Here is a 24,278-nt window from a genome sequence, read left to right as displayed (position 1 = left end):
CAGACGATGCACGACCGCGACGAACAGTCCGGCACGCCGGTCCCCGCCGTGGCGGCGGCCTACGACCCGCGCGCCCTGCTGGCGGAGAGTCGGCTCGGGGTGCTGGCCACGATCAGGGCGGACGGTCGCCCCCAACTCTCCCCGGTCATGCCCTACTTCGACCGGTCCGCCGGCGTCCTGTACGTGTCGATGACCGACGGGCGGGCCAAGACGGTGAACCTGCGCCGGGACCCGCGCGCCGCCCTGGAGGTGACCAGCGCCGACGGCCTGTCCTGGGCCACCGCCGACGGCACGGTGACGCTGACCGGACCGGGCGACGACCCGTACGGACCCGAGGTCGACGCCCTGGTGGACTACTACCGGCTTGCTGCCGGGGAGCATCCGGACTGGGACGAGTACCGGGCGGTGATGGTCGCCGACCGCAGGGTGCTCATGACGATGACGGTGAACCACGTCTACGGCGAGGACATCGGCTAGGCGGCGGACGCCGACACGTCGTCGAGGTAGCGCACGCCGGTCGCCTCCTCGGAGACCTGCCAGAGCCGTGCGGCCAGGGCCCGGTCGTCGGCGGGGGCGACGACCGGGCGGGCGTGCACCCGGTTGCCCCACCGGAACAGCGGCGGGCCGTGGAAGACGCCGGTCTCGGCGGTCGGGGCGGTGGCGGCGTAGAGGAGCGGGACAGTGCCGCTCTCGGAGCTGCGGGCCAGCAGCAGACCGCCGATCCGGGTCACCGCCCATTCCCCGGCGTTGTCGTACCGCCGGTTCATCGGAGTGCGGGCCATGCCGGGGTGGGCGAGGAGGCTGCGTACCGGGCTCCCCGCGCGGCGCAGTCGACGGTCGAGTTCGACGCCGAACAGGGCGTTGGCCTGCTTCGACCGGATGTACGGCACAGGCTCGGCGGCGGCCGATCCTCCGGTCAGGTCGTCCAGGTCGGGCCCGCCGCGCAGCAGTCGATAGAAGCCGGAGCCCACGGTGACCACCCTCGGGTCCCGATCCGGCCGGAAGAGGTCGAGCAGCAGGCCGGTCAGGGCGAAGTGGCCCAGGTGGTTGGTGGCGAACACGCTCTCGTACCCCTGGGCGGACCGCTCGTGTCCCGACTTGGCGATCCCGGCGTTGTTGAGCAGCAGGTCGACCTGTCGGCCCTCGGCACGTAGCTCGGCGGCGAACTCGCGGACCGAGTCGAGGTCGGCCAGGTCGAGTCGGCGTACCACCAGGTCACCGGCGATGCCGGCGCGGGCCTGATCGGCCTTGGCGGGGTCGCGTACGGCCATGACGACCGTCGCGCCCCGGGCGGCGAGCTGCCCGGCGGCGACCAGGCCGAGACCGCTGCTGGCCCCGGTGACGACCGCCGTACGGCCGCGCTGGTCGGGGATGTCGTCGAACGTCCAGGAAACGGGCATGAGGCACCTCCGGTCGATCGCAGCGGATGAACTATCCGCTGCGGTGGTGTCGACCGTAGCACGGAGCGGATAAGTAATCCGCTGGTGTGCGGATGGATTATCCTCGTGCTGTGTCCACCGACCCGCCGACGAATGCCGAGCCCCTGCGTGCGGACTCGGCCCGGGTACGTGCCCGGATGCTGCGCGCAGCCCGGGAACGGCTGGCCGCCGGTGACGTGGAGTTGCCGATGAACGCGATCGCCAAGGCGGCCGGGGTCGGCGTCGGCACCGTCTATCGGCACTTCCCCAGCCGACTGGCCCTGCTGGAGGCGTTGGCCGCCGACCGGTTCACCCAACTCGTCGACGCGGCCGAACAGGCCGCCGCCGGCCCGGACATCGCCGCCGAGATGGCCCGGCTACTCCGGGTCGCACTCGATCACCAGCTCGGTGACCCGGCGCTCGCCGCCGTCCTGGCCGAGCCGGAGCCCGCCCGCCCGGAGACCAGGGAACTGGGCCGGGCGCTGACCGTAGCGGTGGACCGACTTCTGCACCGCGCCCGCGCCGCCGGTGCAATCCGCCCGGAGATCACCGCCGACGACCTGCGGGCGCTGTTCTGCGGCCTCCAGCACGCGGTCACGGTCAGCGGCGACACCGACCGCGACCGGTACGTCGAGATCCTGCTCCGGGGACTACGCGCCTGACGGCTCGGCGCGGGCCGTGGACGGGGCGGCGTCAGGCCGTGGGCGGGTCGGCGAGGAAGGACTCGACGGCGGTGACGAAGGCGTCGGGTGCCTGCGCGTGTACGTGGTGGCCGGTCGGAATGGTGACCAGACTGCCGGCGGGGAGGCTGTCGGCCATCCGGGCCATCGGCTCCTGGGGCAGGTGGCTGCCCGGCCCACCGGCCAGCACCAGCGTGGGCACCGGAAGGCGGGCCAACGCCGACCAGCGGGCCGGGTCGGGAGCGTTCAACTCCGCCAGCACCGACGGACGTACCTCCCGGTCGTAGTGCGGCGCGCTGTCCGGCAGGTCGGTGGGAACGATGATCCCGAGCGGCACCGGCGGCGGGCACTCCTCAAGCACCAGGGCGAGCACCCGCTCCGGTGCCCGCTCGGCGGCCAGCAGTGCCACGGCGGCACCCAGCGAATGCCCGACCAGGACCACCCGATCCAGGGCCAGCCGGTCGAGAAACGCCAGCAGGTCATCACGCAGCACGGTGAGCGAATACGGCCCGACCCGGTCGCTGCGTCCCATCCCCCGCAGATCGGGCAGGTGGACGCTGCGGTGCCGGGCGAACGTCGGTGCCAGCGCGTCCCAGGTGGTCCCGTCGCCCCCGCCGCCGTGCACCAGCACCATCGGCGGCGCGGCCTCCGTGCCCGGCCCGCCCTCGATGCTGCGGTACGCCAGCCGACCCCACCCCATGTCCACCGACCGGTACGCCAGCATGGCGGAAGCCTACGGCGGCGTTCCCGGGTCCGCTGTCCCTGCGCGAGCCGTGCCGCAGCGCTTGGAGGAAACTCTCTTCCGCCCCGATCGCCGGACCGCCACGGGTGCCGGTGCGGTCCGGAGTCCGGCCGGTTGGACGAAGATGGCACGGCGGTCGACCGCATCTCCTCGCCCGTTGAGCTGGTACCCCTCCAACCAGATCCATCCGTCGTACGTGGTCCAGTTCAGGACCCGGATCACGCGGAACAGAATCGGCTGTCGGAACTGCACGCTGGCCTCACGTCCGACGCGGAGCAGATCGCCGGGGCAGGGTGTGGTCACGACAGCCACCCGAGGAACCTTCGGTGCAGCAGCCCGGCCGGAGCCCATCCCATGTCCCGACTGGCCGCCAGCATGCACGAGCCCAGGTAGAGCGCCAGGGACACCGGGGCGTTGGCGTACTCGGCTTGCAACTCCTGACGGCGCGTCCGGCAGGGCCAGGGGGCACCGCAGCCCGCGCAGGTCCAGATCGGCAGAACCGGCCCGTGCATCGTCACGAGGCTTCCCCTGGCCAGTGGCCCCGGTTGATCGGCACCCGGTGCCGCACCCGGCAAGGGAGATCCCGTCCGCACCGACAGGTCACTCGTTTGAGGATGTGGTTCCACGCCGGTCTGTGCCTTCGCGCGAGGGTCAGAGCAACGCCGGCCAGATACTCCTTGAACGAGACGAATCGTGTCATGCATCCATGGCATCACGGGGGTTGTACAAAGACAACCCCCAAGGGCAATGTTGCACCCCCTTCCCCCTTGTGTAACTCCTATAGGCCATAGCGTCAGTTTGTGGAGCTGCTCGGGCTGGATGAGATCCGTGATCTGCTTGGTGGGATCAGCAAGCAGCGCGCCACGATCATCGTGGGCCGTAAGGGATTCCCTGATCCGGTCGTGACGTTGAAGATGGGCCGCGTCTGGGATGGCAAGGCCGTCCGGGCCTGGATCGCCGAGAATCGCCCCAGCCCGACCGACGAGGACTGACGTCGACCGAGGCCGGGGTAGTCCGAGATCGCGGCCGAAGCGGGCTTTTCGCGGGCAACCGAGGTGCGACACCGCCGTGCTTTCATTGGCCCATGGCGAACCCGGTGATTCTCTCCGTCGACGACGACCCGGCGGTGTCGCGGGCCGTCGTCCGGGACCTGCGGCGTCGTTACGGCGACCGGTATCGGGTGGCGCGCGCGAACACCGGCCCGGAGGCGCTGCGGGAGATCAATGTGGCCTGTGACGCTGGCCTCGGGGCTGGCGCCCCGGTCACTGATCCGGCATGTGGTTGATCGGCAGGCCCTCGCCGTAGCGATGCCCCTCCCCGGTCAGGATCTGCGCCCCGTGCTCCAGCGACGCCAGCACCGTCGTTGCCAGGTCGACCCGACTGGTCACCCCCAGCCAGTACGACAGCTCCCACCAGTCCTCGCCCCACGTGGGCAGCACCGCGCAGGCATCCATCGCCAGCAGTGTGTGGAGGTCTGTCCGGTCCTTCGAGACGGTCGCCAGCCTCAATGCCTCAGCGGCGGTGACGGCGGTGACACCGAAACGCTGCCGGTCGGTGATGACCTCGCCCACTGGCTCCACAACGTGGATCGACCCTGCTACGTACGCCAGCAGCGCCGAGCGGTCCAGCACGAGCGTGACCGGGGGCAGGTCGTCCTCAGGGATCACGCGGCCGACGCCGACTGGTCCCCGCCGGCCTGATCCTGCTCCATGTGCTGACGGACCCGCTCGCGGACCGCCGCGAATCGCTCCGCAGGCCACTCGGCCTGCACCGCGTACCGGCGCGCGCGGGCGGCGGCCATGCCCTCCGAGGTCAGCGCCACCCCACGGCGAACCTGCTCGTCACGGAACTGCTCCCACGCCCTCTGGGCGCGCACGGCCCCGGTCACGTAGGCGCTCGCCTTGCCCGGGCCCTGCTGCTCCAACGTCTCTGCCACATCCTGAGGGACGGAGATCGACAGCTTCTTCACCGTGGTCATACCGTCAGCGTACTCCGGTAGCACCTTCCTCGTGCCAGCAACACGGGGGCAGGTCCACAGCCCCTGCCCTGCGTCCAGGGCGTCACGGACGGGACGCTCGACGCCTGAGCGTCCACCGTCAGTGGTCGTTTCGCGGGCAACCGAGGTGGAACACCGCCGTGCTTTCATTGGCCCATGGCGAACCCGGTGATTCTCTCCGTCGACGACGACCCGGCGGTCTCGCGGGCCGTCGCCCGGGATCTGCGGCGTCGCTACGGCGACCGGTACCGGGTGGTGCGCGCCAACGCCGGCCCGGAGGCGCTGGAGGCGCTGCGGGAGATCAAACTGCGCGGTGAACAGGTAGCGTTGCTGTTGGCCGACTACCGGATGCCGGAGATGACCGGGATCGAGTTCCTGGAAGCGGCGATGGACCTGTTCCCGGCAGCCCGCCGGGTACTGCTGACCGCGTACGCCGACACCGGCGCGGCGATCGACGCGATCAACCTGGTCGACCTCGACCACTACCTGCTCAAGCCCTGGCACCCGCCGGAGGAAAAGCTCTATCCGGTGGTCGACTCGCTCCTGGACGCCTGGTCGGCCAGCCCAATCGCGGCGGCGACCGAGATCCGGGTGGTCGGGCACCGGTGGTCTGCCGAGTCCTTCGCGATCCGTGACTTCCTCGCCCGCAACCTGGTGCCGTACCGCTGGCTGCTGGTCGACGACCCCGAGGGGGCGCGGCTGCTCGCGGCGGCGGGGGTGACCGAGGCCGACGTGCCGCTGGTGGTCACCGGCGACGGCAAGACGCTGGTGGCTCCGGCGGAGGCGGAGTTGGCCGGGCTGATCGGTCTGAACGTCACCCCGACGGCGGACTTCTACGACCTGATCGTGGTCGGCGGCGGCCCGGCCGGGCTGGGCGCGGCGGTGTACGGCGCGTCCGAGGGGCTGCGGACGGTGCTGGTGGAGAGGCTGGCCACCGGTGGGCAGGCCGGGCAGAGCAGCCGGATCGAGAACTACCTCGGCTTTCCCGACGGCGTCTCCGGTGCGCAGCTCACCGACCGGGCCCGTCGGCAGGCGCTCAAGTTCGGTGCCGAGCTGCTCAGCACCCGCGAGGTGGTCGGACTGGACGAGGCAGGCTCGGCGCGGGTGCTGCGGTTCAGTGACGGTCAGTGCCTGGCCGCGCACTCGGTGGTGCTGGCCACGGGCGTGTCGTACCGGATGCTGGCGGCACCCGGCCTGGACGACTTCACCGGCCGGGGGGTCTTCTACGGCTCGGCCGCCAGCGAGGCACCGAGCTGCGTCGGCGCGGACGTCTACATCGTCGGCGGGGCCAACTCCGCAGGGCAGGCGGCGGTCTATTTCTCTCGGTACGCGCAGCGGGTGCACCTGCTGATCCGGGGCGCCGACCTGACCGCCTCGATGTCGCAGTACCTGATCGAGCAACTCGGCCGCATCGAGCAGGTGATCGTGCACCCGCACACCGAGGTGGCCGCCGCCGCAGGGGACGAACACCTGCAACGACTGACGTTGCGCGACACCCGCACCGGCGAGCAGCGGGACGTGGACACCTCCTGGCTGTTCGTCTTCATCGGCGCGGAACCGCGTACCGGCTGGCTGGACGGCACGGTGGTCCGCGACCAGCGGGGCTTCGTGGTCACCGGGCCCGACCTGGTCACCGGCGGACGCCGGCCACCCGGCTGGTCGCTGCCCCGCGACCCGTACCACCTGGAGGCGAGCCTGCCGGGCGTCTTCGCCGCCGGTGACGTCCGCGCGGCGTCGGTGAAGCGGGTGGCCTCGGCGGTCGGCGAGGGCGCGATGGCGGTATCCCTGGTGCACCGTTACCTGGAGGCGCAATGACCACCGACGGACCGACAGCCGGCGCGGAGCCGCAGCGGTTGACCGAGGACGAGCTGCGGACACTGTTCCTGTTCGAGTCGCTGGACGCCGAACAGCTGGCGTTCCTGGCCAGTCAGGGGCGGGTCGAGCGGCGGGCCGGCGGTGAGCTGGTCTACGGCGAGAGCGACCCGGCGGAATGCTTCTTCGTCCTGCTCGACGGCACGGTCCGGCTATGCCGCACCGTGCACGGCGACGAGGTGGAGATCAGCCGCACCTCGCAGCGCGGCGCGTACGGCGGTGCCACCCAGGCGTACGTGGGCGACGCCCGGCAGTATCGCAACAGCATGTGGGCGCTGACCGACGCGGAGTTCTTCGTGCTCCCGGCGGAGCAGTTCGCGCATGCGGTGCGGTCCTGGTTCCCGATGGCGATGCACCTGCTGGACGGCATGTTCATCGGCATGCGGGACACCCAGACGCTGGTCGGTGAGCGGGAGCGGCTGCTGGCCCTCGGTTCGCTGTCGGCGGGGCTGACCCACGAGCTGAACAATCCGGCGAGCGCGGCGGTGCGCGCCACATCGAGCCTGCGCGAGCGGATCGCCGCGATGCGGCACAAACTGGCGTTGATCGCCGACGGTCGGATCGACGGCCGACGGCTGCACGCCCTCGTCGGCCTCCAGGAGGAGGCGGTCGAACGGGTGGCGAAGGCCGCGCCGCTCTCCGCCCTGGCCGCCAGCGACGCCGAGGACGCGCTGACCGACTGGTTCGACGAGCAGGGCTTCACCTCCGGCTGGCAGTTGGCGGAGACGCTGGTCAGCGCCGGGCTGGACGTCGACTGGCTGGAGCGGGTCCGCACGGCGGTGGGGCCGGAGGACGTCGAGGCGGCGGTGCGCTGGCTGACCTACGCGGTGGAGACCGAGCTGCTGATGGCGGAGATCGCCGACGCGGCCATCCGGATCTCCACGCTGGTCGGCGCAGCCAAGCAGTACTCCCAGCTCGACCGGGCGCCGTACCAGGTGGTGGACGTGCACGAACTGCTCGACGCCACGCTGGTGATGTTCAAGGCGAAGGTCCCGGCCGGGGTGCGGGTGGTCCGGGAGTACGACCGGAGCCTGCCGGCCATCCCGGCGTACGCGGCCGAGCTGAACCAGGTGTGGAGCAACCTGATCGACAACGCCCTCGGCGCGATGCGCGACAGCGGCACGCTGACCGTCCGCACCGCCCTGGTCAACGACCAGTTGGCCGTCGACATCGTGGACACCGGACCGGGTATCGCGGCGGAGATCCGGCCGCGCATCTTCGAGCCGTTCTTCACCACCAAGCCGGTCGGCGAGGGCACCGGGCTGGGGCTGGACATCTCGTACCGGATCGTGGTCAACAAGCACCACGGCGACATCCGGGTGACGAGCACGCCGGGGAACACGCAGTTCCGGGTGCTTCTGCCGACCGACCTGGAGTCGCCGCCGACCGGCTGACCCGGCACCCCGCCAAGGCGGACGCCGGGTGGCCGGTCAGCCGACGGTGGCCTTGCGGCCCTCGGCCCGGCCCTCTTCGCGGGCGCTGGCGAGCATCTGCGCGAGTCGCCGCCGACGGCGCCGACGGACGATGACCACGACGACCACGAGCGCGACGACGACCAGCAGGAGCACGAGCTGCGCCCAGGGGACGCTCCACGTGGTGACGCTGGCCGAGGCGGGGCGGATCACCGCGTCGGTCGCGTCGCCGCCGAGCACGGCGGGGGTGAGGTCGACGGTGGTCCGCATCCGGCCCAACCCCCACACCCCGTCGACCCGGGCCTCGAACGACTTCTGGCCACCCGGCAGGATCTCGTCGACCTCGGTCGGGGTCTCCCGCCCGGTCAGGCCGAACAGTTCGCGGACGGTCACGTCGCCGACGCCGGTCACCGCGACGTTGCCGTTGTTGGTGGCGGTGTAGCTGACCTGGACCGTGCCGCCGGAGAAGGGGTTCCACGAGGGCGTGTAGGAGGCGGTGAGCCCGTCGACACCCAGGCCGGCGGTGACCGTGCCGCTGGCGCGCATCATCACCCGGAAGCCGACCCGGCTCTCCACGGCGACCGTGCCGCCGGTGCTGGTGACGGTCGCCGCGATACCCGCCGGGTGGTCGCCCGGGGTGGCGTTGCCCGGCACGGTGATGGTGAACGGCACCACCTTCGTCTGCTTGGCCCCGACGGTGACCTGCTCCTGCACCTCGATCCAGGTGCCGCCGTCCACCGACGTCTCGTTCGAGGGCAGCATGTTGAAGCGGCCCTTGTCGGTGAGGTAGCCGTCGGCCGCCTTGAGGGAGAAGACCACGGAGGAGTCGCTGAAGTTGCGGACCGCCAGGTGCTCGGTCATGACCTGACCGGGGTCGAGGGTGTGCTCGATCCACCGCCGCCCGTCCGGGCCGTTGCGGTCGGCCGGCTGCACCGCCCAGGTGACGGTCGGGGTGGTCGGCTCCGCCATCGCACCGGCCGGCGCGATCGGCGTGGCGACGAGCACCACGGCCAGCACGGCGAGCAGCCGCGACAGCGCTCGCGGCGGCGAGGTTCGGAACATGGCGGGATCCTTCGGCGGTAGGGTGCGGCCGGGGGAGCCGCCCGAGGCGGCTCCCCGACCAGGGGACTACTCGAACAGGGAGAGGGTCAGCGTCGAGGTGTACGACCCGGCGGCCACGTCGGCCGGGGTACGCAGGAACAGGCCGGCGTTGACGGAGTACGCGTCACCGGCGACCGCGCCCGAGTCGAACGTGGAGACCAGCAGCTCCTGGTCGGTGAGACCGACGTTGTTGCCCGGCTGGGTCGGCTCGTCCAGCACGGTGACGACCTCTTCGCCCTCGCTGACCAGCCCGCTGTCGCCGCCGTCGATCAGGCGCGGCTTCCAGCCCAGGTGTCCGGCGCTGATCGGGTCTTGGCCGCTGCTGCCGACGAAGTTGGTCGCGCTGCCCAGTACCGCCCAGGCGGAGCCCTCGGGCACCTCGTCGGCGGTCCGGGTGTCGGTGACGGTGACCGTCGGCAGGGTGCCGGTGAACTGACGGACCAGCAGGGTCGAGCCGTCCTCGGACAGCGCCACCGAGTTGCCGGCGACGGAGAGGGCGAGCACGCCCGGTTCCTTGACCTCTTCGATGTCGACGGTGACGCGGACGTCGGTGCTGTCGACCGGCTCGGCGAGGGCCGGCGACGCCAGCGCCACCGACCCGGCCAGCAGCGCACCGGCGGCAGCGGCCGCGATCAGGCGCTTGTGGTTCATTGTGTGCATTCGATGCTCCGTTTGGTGCTTATGTCTTTCGAACGGGGGATGGTGCGGTGGCGGCACCCGCAGGCACCGCCACCGCGAGCGAACTAACCGCAGGTGAGAGCGGGGAACGGTGCCTCGACCTCAGTGGTGACGGGCTGGCCGTTGACGGTACCGGTGACCTTGACCGTCGACGTACCGGCCGCCACCGTCTTGGCCCGGGTGTTGAACGCCTGGAAGGCGGCCTTGCCCGGAGCCACATCGGTGACCGTGCGCGAGCCGTACGGGGTGACCAGCTCGATGGTGAGCGCGACGTCGTCGGCGTTCTGGGCGCTGACCGAGACGTACGCGTTGGTGCCGACGCACTGGGTGCGGGCCTGCACCGTGACGTCCCACTCCGGGTCGCCCTGCCCGACGGTCGAGCGCGGCGTGGTGTCCGCGGTGACCGGCGAGTTGCCGGCGAGGTAGTTCGTCAGCATGGTGAGGTCGTTGTCGCCGGTGGTGACCCGGTCGGTGCCCCCACCGAGGGTGGTGAAGTTGTCCCCACCGGAGGCGAGGAACGAGTTCACCGTGACCCGGTAGGTGGCGGCCGGGTCGATCGGCGCGCCGTTGAGCTGCATCGAGGTGATCCGCGAGCCCTGCGCGGCGGTCGGGTCGTAGGTGTAGCTGAAGCCCTTCGACACGCCCAGCCACAGCACCGGACGGGACGCGCCCGCCGGCTGCCACTGCTGCTCCAGCACCTGCTTGATCTCGGCGCCGGTGTAGGACTTGGTGACCACGTCGTTGGAGAACGGCTGGACCGAGAAGGCGTCGGCGTAGCTCACCGTGCCGTCGGTCCGGTACAGCAGGTCGGCCCGCAGACCACCCGGGTTCATGAACGCGATCTGCGCCCCGCCCCGGCCGGCGTCGGCGGTGCCGGCGAGCTGCACGTCGGCGATGAAGTTGCCCAGCGCCGACTCCTTGCCCCGGTCCTCGTTGCCGCCGGTGTAGGCCCGCCGGATGTCGGCGGTGATCTCACCGAGCTTGCGCTGACCCAACTCCTCCGCCCGGACCTTCGCGGCGGCCACGATGTCGGCCACCGCCGGGTCCTGCGGCGCACCGAGCACGTCGACGAGCGAGGCGTCAGCGGCGGTGACCGACTTCGACTGCGGGTCGAAGGTCAGCGTGACCTTGCCCAGTCGCTTGCCGTAGTCCTCGGCCTGGACCACCGGACGCAGCTTGTCGGTGCCCGGGACCGGGACCTCGAAGGCGTACGGCTGGTGGGTGTGGCCGCTGAAGATGGCGTCGATGGTGGCGTCGACCCGGGTGAACTTGCCGAAGACCGGGTCGTTCGCCAGGGCCTCGGGGGAGTCGATGTTCTCCGTGGCGGCACCCTCGTGCGTGAGCAGCACCACCACGTCCGCCTCGCCGTTGTCCGGGTTGCCGTCCTTGAGCTGGGCGGCGACCAGGTTGGCCTCGGCGGCCGGGTCGCGGAACGTCAGGCCGGCGATGCCGTCCGGGCTGACCAGCGACGCGGTCTGCTCGGTGACCACGCCGATGAAGCCGACCTTGACCCCGCCGATGGTGCTGACCGAGTACGCCGGCAGCGCCCGGGAGTCGCCCCGGTACACGTTGGCGCCCAGGATCGGGAAGTCGGCCCGCTCCATCACCCGGTCGGTCAGGTCGGTCATGCCCTGGTCGAACTCGTGGTTGCCCACCGCCGAGGCGGTCAGACCGGCCTGGTTGAGGAAGTCGATCGTCGGGTTGTCGTCGTCGATCGCCGAGATGAAGGTCGACGCGCCGATGTTGTCACCGGCGGAGACGAACGCGGTGTTCGGGTTCTGCGCCCGCAGCTGGTTGACCAGACCGGCGAGCTGGGCGGCACCGCCGACCGGCTGACCGTTCACGGTGGCCGGGGACTCCAGCCGACCGTGGAAGTCGTTGATGGTCAGCAGTTGCAGGTCCACCGGGCTGGCCCCGGTGTTGAGCCCGACGATCAGCGGGTTGTGGTCGCTGGCCCGGTACGGGTCCGGCGCGAAGAACGAGGCCAGGCCGTCGTACTGGAAGGCGTACGACTCGACCGCGTTGGTCTGCCAGACGTCCACGCCGGTGACCCGGTCCGCCAGCGACGGCGAGGCCAGGGCGTGGTCCAGCGAGCCGGACTCGCCACCGAAGACGTAGCTCGTCTTGCCGGTGTCGTTGAGGTTGGCGTACTGCTTGTCGTAGAGGACCTGCATCGGGTCCTCGTGGGTGTAGGCGTTGAAGTCGCCCAGCAGCAGCACGCTGTCGGTGCCGCTGTCGGCCTTCACCCGGTCGACGAAGGTGGCCAGTGCCGTGGCCTGCCGGACCCGGTCACCGTTCCAGCCGCCCTGACCGTCCCCGGAGTCGGCGTTGTCACCGCTGCCGGCACCGCTCTTGGACTTGAAGTGGTTGACGACCACGGTGAAGTCGAGCGGACCGGCTGTGAAGGTCTGCGCCAGCGGCTCGCGGGCGTTGAACCAGACCGACTCGTCGTTCACCGAACGCGACGGACCCTTCGGCTGGGTCTTGGCCGGCTTGAAGATGATCGCGGTGGTGATGACGTCCTGCTGGGCGGCGCCCGGCAGCTCCGTCGGGGTGCGGACGTAGTCCCAGGTGCCCGCGCCGTCCTCGGTGTTCAGGGCGGCGACCAGGCGCTTGAGCGCCTGCTGCGGGTCGTTGGCGTTGAACCGGACCGAGTTCTCGATCTCCTGCAACGCGACCACGTCGGCGTCCAGCGCGCTGATCGCCGAGACGATCTTCGCCTCCTGCTTGACCAGTGCCGCCTCGTTCGCGGCACCGCGTGCGTCTCCGCCGAAGTGGACGAAGTAGTTCAGCACGTTGAAGCTGGCCACCCGCAGGTCGCCGCCGACGTTGACCGGAGCGGCGGTACGCGGGTTGGTGGACTTGAAGGTGGTCCGGGCGGCCGGCACGGTGTCGGCGTCGACCGGACGGGTCGGCTGCAGACGCCACTCGTTGAAGGCGTACGACAGCACCGACGGACCGAACGCCTCGACCGAGTCACCGACCCGCAGCGGGGCGGCCGGGGAGACGTACGGCGGAAGCAGCCCGGCGTTGGCCAGGTTGGTGGTCTTGCCGTCGTCGACCAGCAGTCGGCGCGCCTTGTTGTCGGCGGCGAGCTGGCGGGCCGCCTCCGAGCCGGGGCGGGCCTTGTCGGTGGGGGTGGCGGCGGGCTTGTCACCGGCGGTGAGGACGACCTCGCCGAACCGGTTGGTGTTGTAGACCTCGGAGACGGCGTACGAGCCGACCGGGGCGACCAGCATCGACTCGACCGACTCGCGGGCGTCGTCGCTCAGCGGCAGCTCGACCGGGACCGGGGCGGGCAGCGGTGCGCCCTGCTCGCAGACCTGGACATCGCTCTTGGCGCCGATGGTGAGCTGGGTGAGGCCGTTGAACTCGCTCGCGGTGCCGCTGACCCGGACCCGGTCGCCGATCGCGACCGACGGGTGGTTGGCGGTGTTCGTGGTCAGGTAGACGAAGACCGCGTCCGAGGCGGTCCCGGCGGCGACGGTGCGCTCCCCGCCGCTGCCCGCCGTCTGCAGGTACACGCCGTTGTAGCCACCAGTGCGGTGGTCGGCGGTGACGATGCCCTCGACGGTGACCCGGGTGCCGGCCAGCGGAGTCGCGTTGCCGGTGCCCTGGACCTCGGCGATGGTGCGGTCGACCGTGATGGTGCAGCCCAGCGGCGGATCCGGGTCCGGATCGGGGCCCGGGCCGGAGTCGCTGTTGCGCACCCCGAAGCTGTTCGGGGCCGGGGGCCGCCAGGTGCCGTCGATCTTCTGGAGGGAGTGGCCGACCGGCGTGGAACCGGTCTCCTCCACGCCGATGTCGACGCCGGTCCGGCCGTTCGCCGGGCCGCCGACCGCGGTGAAGGTGCCCTCGTAGGTGAGGAACTCGGCCACCCCGCCGTCGGGCTTGACCAGCGCGACGCCGTCGGGCGCGCCGTTCTGGATGCCGTCGGCCGGGTACGACGCGACGACGACACCCGCCGCCGGGACGGACCCACTGAGCGTCCTGGTGTTGTACGGCGCACCGTTGGCGCCGTTGTAGAGGACGATCTGCCAACCGCTCAGGTCGAAGCCGACCGGCGCCTCGATCTCGATCGCCTCGCCGACGTCCGCGCCGACGTTGTCGTAGTGGATCTCACTGATGAACGGCGTCGTGGGCACCGGGTCGGCGAACGCGGCGGTGCCACTGGAGAGGGTGAGCGCGGCGGCGGTGACCAGTACGCCCGGGATTGTGAGTAGTCGTGTACTTCTTCTTCGCTGCATGTGCGCGGCCTCCGAGGGATTAGACCTCGGGAGGATAAGCGGCGTCGGTGTCCGTACGGGAGCCACCAGATGTACTAAAGCAGGGGAAAGTCGGTGGCATGGACCACCGTCCTGGCCTGCCGGATCGCCGGTTCCGCGCTATCGCGAGCGCGGTCGTGCCCGGCGTCGACGCGCCGACGGGGTGATGATGAGGTCATGACCACGACGTGGGACGTCATCGGTGCACCGTCGAGCGCGGGGGCGCACACCCCCGGAGTGGAGCAGGCACCGGCCGCGCTGCGCGACGCGGGCCTGGTCCGGTTGCTGCGACGTACCGCCGAGGTCGACGACCTCGGTGACGTGCCGCCGTCGCGCTGGCGACCGGACCCGGCACGTCGCACCGGCCAGAACGCGACCGAGGTGGCGCGGGTCGCGACGGACGTGGCGCAGCAGGTCGAGACCTCGGTACGCCGGTCCCGACTGCCGCTGGTCCTCGGCGGTGACTGCACGGTGACGCTGGGACTGGTGGCCGGGCACGCCCGGGCGGGACGACCGGTGGCGCTGGTCTACGTGGACGGCGGACCGGACCTGTACACGCCGTTGACCAGGGCGAATGGGAACATGGACGCGATGGGTCTGGCACACATGCTGGGGTTGCCCGGCACCCGGCCCGAGGTCGCCGCCGTCGGTGGTGCCGTGCCGCTGCTGACTCCCGACCGGGTGGTCGTGTACGGGGACTCGCTACCCCCGGGGGACCACGAGTACGACCTGGTGGCCGAGCTGGGCATCACGTACGTGCCGGCGGACGAGGTGCACGCCGATCCGGTCGCGGCGGCACGGCGAGCGTGCACCGCCGCCGAGGCCGCCGCCGAGGCGTTCGTGGTGCACTTCGACGTCGACGTGCTCGACTTCGTCGAGACCCCGCTGGCCGACGTGCCCGAACCGACCGGGCTCACGCTGGCCGAGGCGTCGACCACCCTCGCCACGCTGGTGCGCAGCCCGCGCTTCGCCGGGCTGACGGTCACCGAGATCAACCCCGACCACCTGCCGGAGGACGAGGTGCTGACCCGGTTCGTCGAGATGTTGGCCGATGCGCTGGGCACCGGGCGGGCGAGTGGTCAGGCGACCGGGGAGAGCTGAGCGCGCGGGGTGGCGCACTCCCGGGCGAAGATGCGCAATAGGACGGGCAGGTGGAAACGCTGCCCGGTGCCGTCCGAGTCGACCGGCACCAGCAGGTTGTGCGCGACGAGGTCCTCCACCACCCGGTTGGCCTGCGGTCCGGGCAGGTGCAGGATGTCGCCGGCACTGGACTGCGTGATCAGTAGGTCGCTGATGGCCAGTGCGTTGAGCGCGGCCCGCGCCTGGGGGGTGAGCGCCTGGTAGCTGCCGGAGAGGCTGTGCCGGACCGAGATGTCGCCGACGGCGAGTTCCTCCAGCCGGTTCTCCTCCTGTTCCAACTGCTCGGCGAAGCTGGGCAGGGCGATGCCGGGCTGGGCGGCGATCCGGCTGCCCACGATCCGCAAGGCCAACGGCAACTGGTCGCAGGCCGCCGCGATCCGGCCGAACACCTCCGGCTGCTCGCGTACCCGCTGCTCACCGGCGATGGTCGCCAGTAGCCGCACCGCGTCGCCCCGGCTCAGTGACCCGAGATTCAGTCGCCACCCCACGTCGAGGTCGAGCAGGCGGTGCCGACTGGTGATCAGCACCAGACTGCGGCCGGCGCCCGGGAGCAGGGGCCGGACCTGCTGGGCGCAGTCGACGTCGTCGATGATCAGGAGTAGGCGCCGATCGGCGAGCGTGCACCGCAGCACCGCGGCGCGCTCGCGGACGTCCTCGGGTACGTCGGTCAGGGCGACGCCGAGTTCGACGAGCAGTTCCCGCATCAGGTCGGCGGTGCTCCGGGGCGTACCGGCGGCATGGTCGAAGCTGACGAAGAGTTGCCCGTCGGGGAAGAGGTCGGCCAACTCGTAGCCACTGGCCACGGCGAAGCTGGACTTGCCGACGCCCGGCGCTCCGGTGACCAGCACGACGCCCGCGTGCTCGTCGGTGCCGACGGTGTCCGCGATGGCGCGCAACTGGCGGGCCGCAGCGGCCCGGCCGACCAGCCGGGGCGGCTTCATCGGCAGGGCCCGTCGACCGGCCGGCGGATCGGGGACGGCCGGCGGTGGTGGTGTCCCGCCCCCGACCAGCGCCGGCCAGCCGCCGGGCGGCCGGACCTCGGTCGAGTCGGCGTCGAGCGCGACCTGTAGGGCGCCCTGGAGGGTGGCGCCCGGATCGACACCCAACTCGTCGACGATCACCCGTCGCGCCTCCTGGTAGGCGGCGAGCGCCTCGGCGACGCGGCCTTCGAGCGTGAGCGCGACGACGAGCTGGGCCTGTCGGGGCTCGTCGAGCGGCTCCTCGGCCACCATCCGCCGCAACTGTGGGATGACCGCTGCGGGCTGCCCGAGTCGCAGCCGTACGTCGATGAGTTCGGTCACCGCCGCCCGGCGTTGTTCCTGGAGTGCCACGGTGAACGCGGCGACGTCGGTGCCGAGGTCCGGCAGATCCTCCAGCGGTCGCCCGTGCCACTGGTCGAGGGCTCTGCCGAGCAGGTCGACGGCGCTGTCCAGGCGGTCCTCCCGGGCCGCCCGGTGTCCCTGGTCGACGAATCGCTGAAAGCGCAGCAGGTCGAGTTCGTCCTCCTCGACCTGCAGGTGGTAGCCGGTGCCGTCGCGGACCAGCCGGTCGGCCGAGTCCCCGACCCGGTGCAGGAGCTGCCGCAGCCGGTGCACGTACGTGCGGACGTTGTGCAGCGCGGAGGCGGGCGGGGACGTCGGCCAGATACCGTCGATGAGGCGACCGGTGGCTACCATCCGGCCGGGGTTCATCAGCAGGATGGAGAGCAGGGAGCGGGGTTTTGCTCCGTTGATCGGAAGCGGACCAGCCTCGGTAGCCAATGTCAATGGTCCGAGCACATTGAATTGCATAAATTCTCTCTCCCCCTGCAGGATATCGCCGATGAGCGATTTCTCTATTTCGCAATCCCCGCCGGGAGGGAGTAGTAACACGGCCAGCAGATGATGAAAACAGTCACCGATCGGGCTTTGTCACGCCGCAAACGGACGTCGCCGCGCTGGCCTGGTACGCAGCGTCGAGCACCGCCGCCGCGTCCGCCGTCCCCGCCCCGGTAGAGCGTCCGGTGCGCACCAGGTCCACGAAGTCCTCCGCCTGGCGGGCCAGTGCGGCGTACATCGTGGCGTCCCCGTCGGCCGGGTCGAGAAAGGTCAGGCGTACGTGGTCACGGGTGCCGAAGACCTCCACGCTCGCCATGTCGCCGCCCCGGTGATGCCGTCCCAACGACACGAGCGCGGTGGCACCGCCGGAGAGGCCCAGCAGCGCCTGGGCGCTGTCCACGTCGCTCCCGCGTACCGCCGGGTCGGTGACCGGTCCGGCGGCCTGCCCGCAGACCCGGACCACCCGCTGCCCGGTCAACCACTGGATCTGGTCGAACTCGTGCACCCCCATGTCGACGAAGATGCCGCCGCTGCCGGTGCGGAAGGCCGCCCCCGGCGGTTCACCGTCCCACTGCAACGCCGCCACGAAGAGGATCTCGCCCAGCTCACCTGCGGCGATCCGGTCCCGCAACTCGCGCAGCGCGGGCACGAAACGGCGCCAGTAGGCCACCTGGAACGGGATACCGGCAGCGGTCGCCACCCGGCCCGCCTCCCGCGCGTCGTCGGCGGTCAGTCCGGCCGGTTTCTCGCACAGCACCGGCAGTCCGGCCTTGGCGGCGGTGGCGATCAGCGCGCCGTGCCGGCCGGTCGGCGCCGTCACCAGCAGACCGTCGGGCGTGGTCTCGGCGAGCAGATCCTCGACCGAGGGGTACGCCGGCAGCCCGGCGTCGGCGACCGCCGCCCGGGCCGCCGGCACCGGATCGACCACCGCGGTGACCGCCACCGTCGGGTTGCCGGTCAGCGCGCGCAGGTGGTGCCGACCCATCCGGCCGGCACCCACCAACGCGAGTCGGAACTCAGGACTGCTGGTCATCTCGCCACTCCTCCTCGTCGGGACGGTCGTCTCCGGTCGGGCCGAGCCACTCCGCAAGCGCCGCCACCACCGCCGGTGCACCGGTGGCGAAGACGCGGCGACCGGCCCGGCGCCAGCGTCGACTCGTGCCGCCGGTCGCCTCGATCAGGGCGGTGCCGGCGGCGATGTCCCACGGCGCGGGGTCGAAACTGACGAAGGCGTCCAGTTCGCCGGTCGCCACGGCGGCCAGGTCGCAGACGGTCGAGCCCGAGTTGCGCAGGTCGGCGATGTGGGGCGCGACCAGGCTCAACAACCGGTACGCCTGACGGCGCGGACCGGGCGTGTTGGGCACCGCGAACGCGACGAGCGCGTGCCCCGGCGACGCCGTCCGGTCCACCGTCACCGGGGCGTCCCGGCCGTCGCGCACCTCGTCGCCGCCGAGTATCAGGCAGGCACCGGTGGCCGGTTGAAGGATCGTCGCGGCCACCACCCGGCCGTCGGCACCCGTGCCGCGCCCGTCGGTCCCGCCGATGTCGCCCCGGTCCGCCGCGACGGCGATGCTCACGGCGTAGCGGCTCAGACCGTGACTGAAGTTCAGCGTGCCGTCGAGCGGGTCGACGATCCAGCGCAGACCCGAGCAGCCCGCGGTCAACCCGGACTCTTCGGCCAGCACCGCGTCCTGCGGCCGGGAGCGGGCGATCAGGCCCAGGATGGCCCGCTCGCTGGCGTGGTCCGCGGTGGTGACCGGGTTCTGGGCCGCGCCACCCTTGTAGGAGAGCCGCACTCCCCGCTCGCACACCGCGCGGATCGCGTCCGCACCCGCCCGCGCCGCACGGACGCTGAGATTCCGCAGGTCGGTAGGAGCCGCCCCGACACTCATGCCGTCCCTCCGCTGCGCTGCGGGCCGGCATTTGTGCTGGGCCTGATGATTCGCTCGCTCATGCCGTCACCTGCTCGGCGTCGGCTACGCGGGCGTAGTGGCCGTCCACGAAGAGCAGCGGCGGCTTCGGGCGCAGCAGGCCCGAGGACCGGACGACGCCCATCAACACCATGTGGTCACCGGCCGGGTCGGTGCGGACCGCCTCGCAGCCGAAGTACGCGACCCCGTCGGTGAGCAGCGGGCAGCCGGTGGTCCGTTCCGGGTCGTGCGGAATGTCCGCGAAACCCTCGGTCCCCGCCGGTCGGCCGTGCGAGGCGAACCATGCCGCCTCGGCCCGCTGGTCGTCGGCGAGCACCGTGATCGCGAACCGGCCGGTCCGGCGCACCGCGTGCAGCAGCCGGCAGTCGTGCTTGAGGCAGATCAGCAGCATCCGGGGGTCCAGCGACACGGTGGTGAACGAGTTGACGGTCATGCCGACCGGCCCGTCCGAACCTCGTGCGGTGGCCACCGCCACACCTGTGGCGAAGCGGCCGGCGACCGACCGGAAACCCCGGTCGGTGTCGACCCGACGCGACACGTCGGTCATCACAACGCTCCTCTCGTCTCGCCGGCACCCGTGTCGACCAGGGCGGCTATCCGGCGTCGGTCGGTCTTGCCGTTGGCGTTCGTGGGCAGCGCGGGCACGTGGTGGACGCGGCTCGGCACCATGTATCCGGGCAGCCGGTCGGCGCAGCTCTGGCGCAGTTCCTCGCCGATCCCCTCGGTGCCGGTGTAGACCGCTTCGAGGCAGGTGCGCTCGCCCGCGCCGAGCGCCAGCACGACCGCGTCCTGCACCCCCGGGTGGCCGCGCAGGACCATCTCGATCTCGCCCAGCTCGATCCGGTAGCCGTGCATCTTCACCTGGTCGTCCAGGCGTCCGTGGTGGACCAGTACACCGTCCTCGCGGCGGACCCGGTCACCGGTGCGGTAGTACCGCCGCCCGTCGTGCGTGACGAAACGGTCGGTGTCGTCGGCCGCGTCGACGTACCCGGTGAAACACTGCGGTCCCCGTACGCAGAGCTCGCCGTCGTCGTCGACGATCTCGCCCGTCTCGGACCGCAGGATCGCGTCCAGGTGCGGGTACACCTCGCCGATCGGGACTGTCCCGTTCGAGGTGACCGGCCAGTCGGCGACGTCGACCGGCAGCCGGTGACCGGTGCAGGTCACGGTCAGTTCGGTGGGGCCGTACAGGTTCTCCAGCACGCTGTTCGGGGCCGCCTCGGCCCAGGCCCGCGCCTGGTCCAAAGTCAACGGTTCACCGGCGAACAGGCTGTACCGCAGGCCCGGCATGGCACCCGGCGACAGCATCCGCATCCGGCGGGCCAGCGACACGACCGACGGCACCGAGAACCATCCGGTGATGCCCCGGTCGTTGACGAAGCGCACCGGGGTCAGCACCTCGTCGGGCTGCGGCACGACGAGCGTCGCCCCACTGCCCCAGGCGACGAACATGTCGAAGACCGACGGGTCGAAGGTCAGGTCGAAGTTCTGCGACAGCCGGTCACCGGGCCCGATCGGATAGCGGTCGAGGCAGTACGCGAGGTAGGCGTCGACGTTGCGGTGCCGGATCGGCACACCCTTCGGCCGCCCGGTCGAGCCCGAGGTGAACAGCGTGTAGGCCACGTCGTCGGGGGCGACCTCGGTCGGCGGCACGGGCGTGCCGGTGCGGGAGGCGTCGAGGCGTACCGGCACGGCACCGGTCCGGGCCGACAGGTCGGCGGCGACGGCGGCACCCGTCTCGTCCACCACCACGACCTCGACCCCGCCGCCCTGGCACACCTGCACGTTGCGGGAGATCGGGAAGGTGGGGTTGAGCGGCACCACGACCGCCCCGACGCGCAATGCGGCCAGATAACCGACGTACGCGGGCAGGCTGCGGGCGGCCAGCAGACCGACGGCGGCGGGCGGGCGGCCGGTCGGGTGGCAGAGCTGCCCGGCCAGGTGCACGACGAGTTCGTCCATCCGCCGGTACGTCACCGCCTCCGCGCCCACCTCCAGCGCGATCTCCTCCGGCGACCGCGCGACGCTGCGTTGGAACCACTGGTACAGACTCACGGCGTTGCTCCCTTCCTGTCGTCGATCGGTTCCCAGGCGCAGCTCCACGGCGTACCGCCGGTCGGCGGTAACGTCCGCCAGCGCAGGTGCCGCCACCCCCCGTGCTCCTGGTCGGGGCCGACCGGGATCCGCCACGGCCGGATGCCCAGCCCGCGCCCGGTGGCCTTGGCGCAGGACTCCTGCACGGTCCAGATCCGGGCCACCGCCGCGTCGCGGGTGGACCGGTCGTGTCGCAGCAGCGCGACGGCGCCCTGCGGACAGCAGCGCCACACCAGGGCGTCACCCACCGGGTACGGCTCCTGCACGTCCACGCCGACCGCGCCGCCCCGGGTGTGCACCGCCGCCGCGACCACGCCACCGGAGTGCGCCAGGCTGACTTCGAGGTCGGGGCGGTCCGGCAGGTACGGCTGGCCGCCCGCGCGGCTGCCCACCGCAAGGTGCCCGGTCCCGTCCGGTGCCACCGCGCCGACCAGCGTGGCCAGCAGTCGCCGCGCGCCGACCCGTTCGGTCACCCGCCACCGGGGCAGCCCCCGGCCGACGTCACCGGCCGCCTGCTCCGGCGTCTCCAGGGCACCGATCGGCGCGTAGGCGGCGAAGACCCCGTCGGGCAGCGCGACCGCCACCGCGCCCGGCATGTCGGGCAGCCGGTAGCCGCTGCTCATGGCCCGCTCCCGAGCAGGTCGTCCGCGTGGTCGGCGAGTCCGGCCAGCATCGTCCCGGTGGCACCCCCGGCGATGCCGAACATGGCCGCCTCGGTACGCAGTGCCGCCTCGCCGCCGTCGCGGAACGCGTCCGCGCCACGCAGGTGCACCGCCTCGGCCGCGATTGTCTCGACCGTCTCGGCGGCGGCCACCTTGAGCACCATGCCGGTGACGGTCGATGGTGGACCGGGCGGACCGTCCAGCAGGGGCGCGCACAGCGCGTCCAGTTGGCGTAGGGCGACCAGGCAGCGGGCGTACCGCTCGCGGACCGCCGGGTGGTCCCAGAGCGTGCCGTCGGCGGCCGGTCGGGCCCGCAGCCACTTCCCGAGCCCGGTCAACAGTCGGCGGCAGATCGCCCGGGACCAGAGGGCACCGGCCAGCCGCTCGACGCCGACCTGCCGGGCGAATCCGGCCAGCGCCCGACCGGGCCGCCCTACCAGCGCGTTCGGTTCCAGGGCCACGCCGTCGAACCGGAGTTGTCCCACGCCGGACCCGGCGAAGGCGCGCCCCGTGGGCTCGACCGTCACCCCCGGCGTCGATATCGGCACCAGCAGCCAGCAGAAGCTGGTGAAGTGTCGGGGCTCGCGGTGCCGGGCGAGCACCAGCGCGGCGTCGCAGGTGGTCGCGTTGGTGATCCACTCCTTGCCGCCGTCCAGGGTCACGGCGTCGTCGCCGAGCTTGGCCCGGGTGGTGGCGTCGAGCAGGTCCGAGCCGGAAGCACCGGCGTCGGTGACGGCCAGCGCCACCACGGTCTCACCGCGCACCATGCCGGCCACCGTCTCGGCGACCGGTCCGGTGGCCGGTCCGGCGGTGGTCGCCTCGGAGAGCAGCGGCAGCACGGTGGCCACCTGGACGCAGACCGAGAGGGTCACGCCGAGCGGACAGCGGGCGTCCAGCTCGGTCAACAGCGCCGCCAGCCGGCGCGGGTCAGGTTGGTTGCCGCCGTCGGGACAGAGGGCAGCGACGACACCGCCGACGCCCAGTGCCCGCCACAGGGCCCGTGCGTCGGCGGTGTCCACCCCCGCCAGCGTCCTGCGCAGCGCGGCGGTGAAATCGGCGGTCGGCTCAGGCAAGACGCACCCCCGGGTCGCGCAGCGCCAGCGCCCCGTTGGCCAGTCGCAGGCGGTCGTTGCCGTAGTTCAGCGACGCCGACCGCAGGTCGCGGAAGGCGCGCTCCACCGCCAGCGGTGAGCCGGTGAGGTAGCCGTGCCGCAGCCCGACCAGTTCGACCAGCTCGTGCACGGCGGCGAAGGACTCCTCGGCGGCCCGGATCTTGAGCGTGTTGAGCAGCGACTGCACCGGCGCGGCGGACATGTCGGGTGCCGAGTCGACGACCGACACGGTGTGCCGCAGCAGGGCGTTCGTGGCGTCGAGCCGGGTCCGTATCCCGGCCAGGCGCAGCAGCACCAGCTCCGACGAGGGGGCGAACTGCCGTCGTCCCGCCTCGCTGCGCGCGTGCCGCAGCACCCGCGAGTACGCGCCGGCCGCCGTCCCGAGCCAGGCAGCGGCCCAGCCGATGTGGGCCAGCGGCGCGAACACCCGGGTCGCGATGTCCCGGAACCCGCCGTGTTCGCCGACCACCTGCCACTGCGGCACCGCGCCGCGCAGCCGCATCGGCACGCTGTGCGTGGCCCGCATGCCCAACGGCTGCCAGCCGCCGGTCACCTCGATCTCCAACTGGTCGCGGGCGGCATAGACCAGGTCGACCTGCGTGGCCGACTCGGCCTGCGGTGCCAGCGTGGTGATCAGGAACGCGTCGGCGTACGGGCCGCCGGTGACGATCGGGGCCTGCCGGTCGACGCGCAGCATCTCCCCGTCCTGCTCCAGCCCCGACTCGGAGGTGAGCAGGTGCCCGCCCTTGCCCGGCTCGGTGGTGACCGAGCCGAGGTACACCTCGCCCCGCGCCACCGCCGGCAGCACCTCGGCGCGCAGCTTCTCCCCGGCGTACGTGGCGAGCGCCGCCACCTGCTGACAGTGCATCGTGAAGACCATCGCCACCGACATGTCCACCCGACCCAACGCCTCGGTGACGTCGACCATGTCGGTGAGCGTGCCGCCGGGACCACCCTCGGCGGTCGGCACCAGCAGGCCCAGCAGCCGCGTACGGCGCATCGCGTCCAGCGCCTCGGTGGGAAACGTGGCCGTGGTGTCGGCGGCCTCGGCGTGCGCGGCGGCGACCTCCGCCACCGTGGTCAGCGCCTCGGCGTACCCGGTCATCGGGCACCACCACCGACCGGCGTCCGCAGATCCTCGATCACGTGCCACAACCCGCCCGCCGTGGCGAACGTCGAGTCGACCAGCTTGTCGTCGGGAACGGCGACGCCGAAGGTGTCCTCGATGGCGAAGAGCAGCTCGATCTCCCGCATCGAGTCCAGGCCCAGGTCACGCAGGCGGGACTCCTCGGTGATCTCCTTGTCGCCGGCGAACTTGAGGAACGGCCGGAGCATCTCGGTGAATTCGGCGTTCATGA

General features: G+C 71.9%; 25 protein-coding genes. 7 read left to right on the top strand and 18 right to left on the bottom strand.

Going from position 1 to position 24,278, the window contains the following annotated elements; genetic code table 11:
* Window positions 1–6 precede the first annotated feature (6 nt).
* Window positions 7–477, top strand: coding sequence for a PPOX class F420-dependent oxidoreductase (locus tag ACZ31C_RS30925; RefSeq protein WP_465798294.1), 471 nt, complete (start codon window positions 7–9; stop codon window positions 475–477).
* Here ACZ31C_RS30925 and ACZ31C_RS30920 read toward each other — a convergent pair.
* Window positions 474–1,400 carry an SDR family NAD(P)-dependent oxidoreductase gene (locus ACZ31C_RS30920; RefSeq protein ID WP_465798293.1) on the bottom strand — a complete coding sequence of 309 codons (927 nt, stop codon included), beginning with the start codon at window positions 1,398–1,400 and terminating at the stop codon, window positions 474–476. The genes ACZ31C_RS30925 and ACZ31C_RS30920 overlap by 4 nt on opposite strands.
* Before the next feature lie 110 nt (window positions 1,401–1,510).
* Here ACZ31C_RS30920 and ACZ31C_RS30915 point away from each other — a divergent pair, with 110 nt between their 5' ends.
* Window positions 1,511–2,080: a TetR/AcrR family transcriptional regulator gene (locus ACZ31C_RS30915; RefSeq protein WP_465798292.1), complete on the top strand. Its 570-nt coding sequence runs from the start codon at window positions 1,511–1,513 to the stop codon at window positions 2,078–2,080.
* A gap of 31 nt (window positions 2,081–2,111) precedes the next feature.
* Here ACZ31C_RS30915 and ACZ31C_RS30910 read toward each other — a convergent pair whose 3' ends face one another.
* From ACZ31C_RS30910 to ACZ31C_RS30900, 3 genes are read right to left on the bottom strand one after another with little or no spacing between them, the layout of a single operon-like run.
* On the bottom strand, window positions 2,112–2,822 hold the full coding sequence (locus ACZ31C_RS30910; protein WP_465798291.1) for an alpha/beta fold hydrolase: 711 nt from the start codon (window positions 2,820–2,822) through the stop codon (window positions 2,112–2,114).
* A 9-nt stretch (window positions 2,823–2,831) separates the two neighbouring features.
* Window positions 2,832–3,191 carry a hypothetical protein gene (locus tag ACZ31C_RS30905; protein WP_465798290.1) on the bottom strand — a complete coding sequence of 120 codons (360 nt, stop codon included), beginning with the start codon at window positions 3,189–3,191 and terminating at the stop codon, window positions 2,832–2,834.
* On the bottom strand, window positions 3,140–3,352 hold the full coding sequence (locus ACZ31C_RS30900) for a hypothetical protein (RefSeq protein WP_465798289.1): 213 nt from the start codon (window positions 3,350–3,352) through the stop codon (window positions 3,140–3,142). The genes ACZ31C_RS30905 and ACZ31C_RS30900 overlap by 52 nt, the downstream gene beginning before the upstream one ends.
* Window positions 3,353–3,640: 288 nt before the next feature.
* Here ACZ31C_RS30900 and ACZ31C_RS30895 point away from each other — a divergent pair, with 288 nt between their 5' ends.
* Together ACZ31C_RS30895 and ACZ31C_RS30890 are read left to right on the top strand one after the other, a co-directional pair.
* Window positions 3,641–3,832: a hypothetical protein gene (locus tag ACZ31C_RS30895; protein ID WP_465798288.1), complete on the top strand. Its 192-nt coding sequence runs from the start codon at window positions 3,641–3,643 to the stop codon at window positions 3,830–3,832.
* A 92-nt stretch (window positions 3,833–3,924) separates the two neighbouring features.
* Complete coding sequence (locus ACZ31C_RS30890; RefSeq protein WP_465798287.1) at window positions 3,925–4,125, top strand: hypothetical protein; 201 nt, start codon at window positions 3,925–3,927, stop codon at window positions 4,123–4,125.
* On the opposite strand, the gene ACZ31C_RS30885 is transcribed toward ACZ31C_RS30890, so the two are convergent.
* The gene (locus ACZ31C_RS30885) at window positions 4,103–4,504 is read right to left on the bottom strand and encodes a hypothetical protein (RefSeq protein WP_465798319.1); all 402 of its coding nucleotides are present in this window, start codon (window positions 4,502–4,504) and stop codon (window positions 4,103–4,105) included. The genes ACZ31C_RS30890 and ACZ31C_RS30885 overlap by 23 nt on opposite strands.
* Window positions 4,504–4,818, bottom strand: coding sequence for a hypothetical protein (locus tag ACZ31C_RS30880; protein WP_465798286.1), 315 nt, complete (start codon window positions 4,816–4,818; stop codon window positions 4,504–4,506). Before ACZ31C_RS30880 ends, ACZ31C_RS30885 begins: the two co-directional genes overlap by 1 nt.
* 174 nt (window positions 4,819–4,992) lie before the next feature.
* Here ACZ31C_RS30880 and ACZ31C_RS30875 point away from each other — a divergent pair, with 174 nt between their 5' ends.
* Window positions 4,993–6,651: an NAD(P)/FAD-dependent oxidoreductase gene (locus ACZ31C_RS30875; protein WP_465798285.1), complete on the top strand. Its 1,659-nt coding sequence runs from the start codon at window positions 4,993–4,995 to the stop codon at window positions 6,649–6,651.
* A complete protein-coding gene (locus tag ACZ31C_RS30870; protein WP_465798284.1) occupies window positions 6,648–8,102 on the top strand; it encodes an ATP-binding protein in 1,455 nt (484 codons plus the stop codon). The genes ACZ31C_RS30875 and ACZ31C_RS30870 overlap by 4 nt, the downstream gene beginning before the upstream one ends.
* A 36-nt stretch (window positions 8,103–8,138) precedes the next feature.
* Here the strand turns inward: ACZ31C_RS30870 and ACZ31C_RS30865 are convergent, their stop codons facing one another.
* The 3 genes from ACZ31C_RS30865 to ACZ31C_RS30855 form a co-directional block, all read right to left on the bottom strand.
* Complete coding sequence (locus ACZ31C_RS30865; RefSeq protein WP_465798283.1) at window positions 8,139–9,182, bottom strand: hypothetical protein; 1,044 nt, start codon at window positions 9,180–9,182, stop codon at window positions 8,139–8,141.
* Window positions 9,183–9,248: 66 nt separating this feature from the next.
* Window positions 9,249–9,881 (bottom strand): hypothetical protein, encoded by a 633-nt coding sequence (locus tag ACZ31C_RS30860; protein ID WP_465798282.1) that lies wholly within the window; start codon window positions 9,879–9,881, stop codon window positions 9,249–9,251.
* Window positions 9,882–9,964: 83 nt separating this feature from the next.
* Complete coding sequence (locus ACZ31C_RS30855) at window positions 9,965–14,146, bottom strand: ExeM/NucH family extracellular endonuclease (protein WP_465798281.1); 4,182 nt, start codon at window positions 14,144–14,146, stop codon at window positions 9,965–9,967.
* Between the two features lie 195 nt (window positions 14,147–14,341).
* On the opposite strand from ACZ31C_RS30855, the gene ACZ31C_RS30850 reads away from it, so the two are divergent.
* Complete coding sequence (locus tag ACZ31C_RS30850; protein WP_465798280.1) at window positions 14,342–15,265, top strand: arginase family protein; 924 nt, start codon at window positions 14,342–14,344, stop codon at window positions 15,263–15,265.
* On the opposite strand, the gene ACZ31C_RS30845 is transcribed toward ACZ31C_RS30850, so the two are convergent.
* The 9 genes from ACZ31C_RS30845 to ACZ31C_RS30805 form a co-directional block, all read right to left on the bottom strand.
* Window positions 15,244–17,094, bottom strand: coding sequence for an AfsR/SARP family transcriptional regulator (locus ACZ31C_RS30845; RefSeq protein ID WP_465798279.1), 1,851 nt, complete (start codon window positions 17,092–17,094; stop codon window positions 15,244–15,246). The two genes, ACZ31C_RS30850 and ACZ31C_RS30845, sit on opposite strands and share 22 nt — an antisense overlap.
* A 103-nt stretch (window positions 17,095–17,197) precedes the next feature.
* Entirely contained in the window at window positions 17,198–18,154 is a 957-nt protein-coding gene (locus ACZ31C_RS30840) for a Gfo/Idh/MocA family protein (protein ID WP_465798278.1), read from the bottom strand.
* Window positions 18,138–19,013 carry an inositol monophosphatase family protein gene (locus tag ACZ31C_RS30835; protein ID WP_465798277.1) on the bottom strand — a complete coding sequence of 292 codons (876 nt, stop codon included), beginning with the start codon at window positions 19,011–19,013 and terminating at the stop codon, window positions 18,138–18,140. The genes ACZ31C_RS30840 and ACZ31C_RS30835 overlap by 17 nt, the downstream gene beginning before the upstream one ends.
* Before the next feature lie 58 nt (window positions 19,014–19,071).
* Entirely contained in the window at window positions 19,072–19,599 is a 528-nt protein-coding gene (locus ACZ31C_RS30830) for a flavin reductase family protein (protein ID WP_396749044.1), read from the bottom strand.
* Window positions 19,599–21,107: an AMP-binding protein gene (locus tag ACZ31C_RS30825; RefSeq protein ID WP_465798276.1), complete on the bottom strand. Its 1,509-nt coding sequence runs from the start codon at window positions 21,105–21,107 to the stop codon at window positions 19,599–19,601. Before ACZ31C_RS30825 ends, ACZ31C_RS30830 begins: the two co-directional genes overlap by 1 nt.
* A complete protein-coding gene (locus ACZ31C_RS30820) occupies window positions 21,104–21,769 on the bottom strand; it encodes a 4'-phosphopantetheinyl transferase family protein (RefSeq protein ID WP_465798275.1) in 666 nt (221 codons plus the stop codon). The genes ACZ31C_RS30825 and ACZ31C_RS30820 overlap by 4 nt, the downstream gene beginning before the upstream one ends.
* Window positions 21,766–22,881 carry an acyl-CoA dehydrogenase family protein gene (locus tag ACZ31C_RS30815; RefSeq protein ID WP_465798274.1) on the bottom strand — a complete coding sequence of 372 codons (1,116 nt, stop codon included), beginning with the start codon at window positions 22,879–22,881 and terminating at the stop codon, window positions 21,766–21,768. Before ACZ31C_RS30815 ends, ACZ31C_RS30820 begins: the two co-directional genes overlap by 4 nt.
* Window positions 22,874–24,025 (bottom strand): acyl-CoA dehydrogenase family protein, encoded by a 1,152-nt coding sequence (locus ACZ31C_RS30810; protein ID WP_465798273.1) that lies wholly within the window; start codon window positions 24,023–24,025, stop codon window positions 22,874–22,876. The genes ACZ31C_RS30815 and ACZ31C_RS30810 overlap by 8 nt, the downstream gene beginning before the upstream one ends.
* Complete coding sequence (locus ACZ31C_RS30805; RefSeq protein ID WP_396749056.1) at window positions 24,022–24,276, bottom strand: acyl carrier protein; 255 nt, start codon at window positions 24,274–24,276, stop codon at window positions 24,022–24,024. The genes ACZ31C_RS30810 and ACZ31C_RS30805 overlap by 4 nt, the downstream gene beginning before the upstream one ends.
* Window positions 24,277–24,278: the final 2 nt, after the last annotated feature.

The sequence above is a fragment of the Micromonospora sp. NPDC023869 genome (assembly GCF_055559695.1).
Note: the sequence above shows the minus strand (reverse complement) of the source record. Positions and strands in the feature narration are given on the sequence as shown.

What these genes read in the sequence shown, in the direction of transcription:
- ACZ31C_RS30855 (WP_465798281.1), bottom strand. Translation starts at nt 14,146, where the DNA reads ATGCAGCGAAGAAGAAGTACACGACTACTCACAATCCCGGGCGTACTG.
- ACZ31C_RS30840 (WP_465798278.1), bottom strand. Translation starts at nt 18,154, where the DNA reads ATGACCAGCAGTCCTGAGTTCCGACTCGCGTTGGTGGGTGCCGGCCGG.
- ACZ31C_RS30900 (WP_465798289.1), bottom strand. Translation starts at nt 3,352, where the DNA reads ATGCACGGGCCGGTTCTGCCGATCTGGACCTGCGCGGGCTGCGGTGCC.
- ACZ31C_RS30880 (WP_465798286.1), bottom strand. Translation starts at nt 4,818, where the DNA reads ATGACCACGGTGAAGAAGCTGTCGATCTCCGTCCCTCAGGATGTGGCA.
- ACZ31C_RS30835 (WP_465798277.1), bottom strand. Translation starts at nt 19,013, where the DNA reads ATGAGTGTCGGGGCGGCTCCTACCGACCTGCGGAATCTCAGCGTCCGT.
- ACZ31C_RS30875 (WP_465798285.1), top strand. Translation starts at nt 4,993, where the DNA reads ATGGCGAACCCGGTGATTCTCTCCGTCGACGACGACCCGGCGGTCTCG.
- ACZ31C_RS30830 (WP_396749044.1), bottom strand. Translation starts at nt 19,599, where the DNA reads ATGACCGACGTGTCGCGTCGGGTCGACACCGACCGGGGTTTCCGGTCG.
- ACZ31C_RS30805 (WP_396749056.1), bottom strand. Translation starts at nt 24,276, where the DNA reads ATGAACGCCGAATTCACCGAGATGCTCCGGCCGTTCCTCAAGTTCGCC.
- ACZ31C_RS30890 (WP_465798287.1), top strand. Translation starts at nt 3,925, where the DNA reads ATGGCGAACCCGGTGATTCTCTCCGTCGACGACGACCCGGCGGTGTCG.
- ACZ31C_RS30925 (WP_465798294.1), top strand. Translation starts at nt 7, where the DNA reads ATGCACGACCGCGACGAACAGTCCGGCACGCCGGTCCCCGCCGTGGCG.
- ACZ31C_RS30905 (WP_465798290.1), bottom strand. Translation starts at nt 3,191, where the DNA reads ATGGGCTCCGGCCGGGCTGCTGCACCGAAGGTTCCTCGGGTGGCTGTC.
- ACZ31C_RS30870 (WP_465798284.1), top strand. Translation starts at nt 6,648, where the DNA reads ATGACCACCGACGGACCGACAGCCGGCGCGGAGCCGCAGCGGTTGACC.
- ACZ31C_RS30810 (WP_465798273.1), bottom strand. Translation starts at nt 24,025, where the DNA reads ATGACCGGGTACGCCGAGGCGCTGACCACGGTGGCGGAGGTCGCCGCC.
- ACZ31C_RS30850 (WP_465798280.1), top strand. Translation starts at nt 14,342, where the DNA reads ATGACCACGACGTGGGACGTCATCGGTGCACCGTCGAGCGCGGGGGCG.
- ACZ31C_RS30865 (WP_465798283.1), bottom strand. Translation starts at nt 9,182, where the DNA reads ATGTTCCGAACCTCGCCGCCGCGAGCGCTGTCGCGGCTGCTCGCCGTG.
- ACZ31C_RS30820 (WP_465798275.1), bottom strand. Translation starts at nt 21,769, where the DNA reads ATGAGCAGCGGCTACCGGCTGCCCGACATGCCGGGCGCGGTGGCGGTC.
- ACZ31C_RS30845 (WP_465798279.1), bottom strand. Translation starts at nt 17,094, where the DNA reads ATGCAATTCAATGTGCTCGGACCATTGACATTGGCTACCGAGGCTGGT.
- ACZ31C_RS30860 (WP_465798282.1), bottom strand. Translation starts at nt 9,881, where the DNA reads ATGCACACAATGAACCACAAGCGCCTGATCGCGGCCGCTGCCGCCGGT.
- ACZ31C_RS30920 (WP_465798293.1), bottom strand. Translation starts at nt 1,400, where the DNA reads ATGCCCGTTTCCTGGACGTTCGACGACATCCCCGACCAGCGCGGCCGT.
- ACZ31C_RS30910 (WP_465798291.1), bottom strand. Translation starts at nt 2,822, where the DNA reads ATGCTGGCGTACCGGTCGGTGGACATGGGGTGGGGTCGGCTGGCGTAC.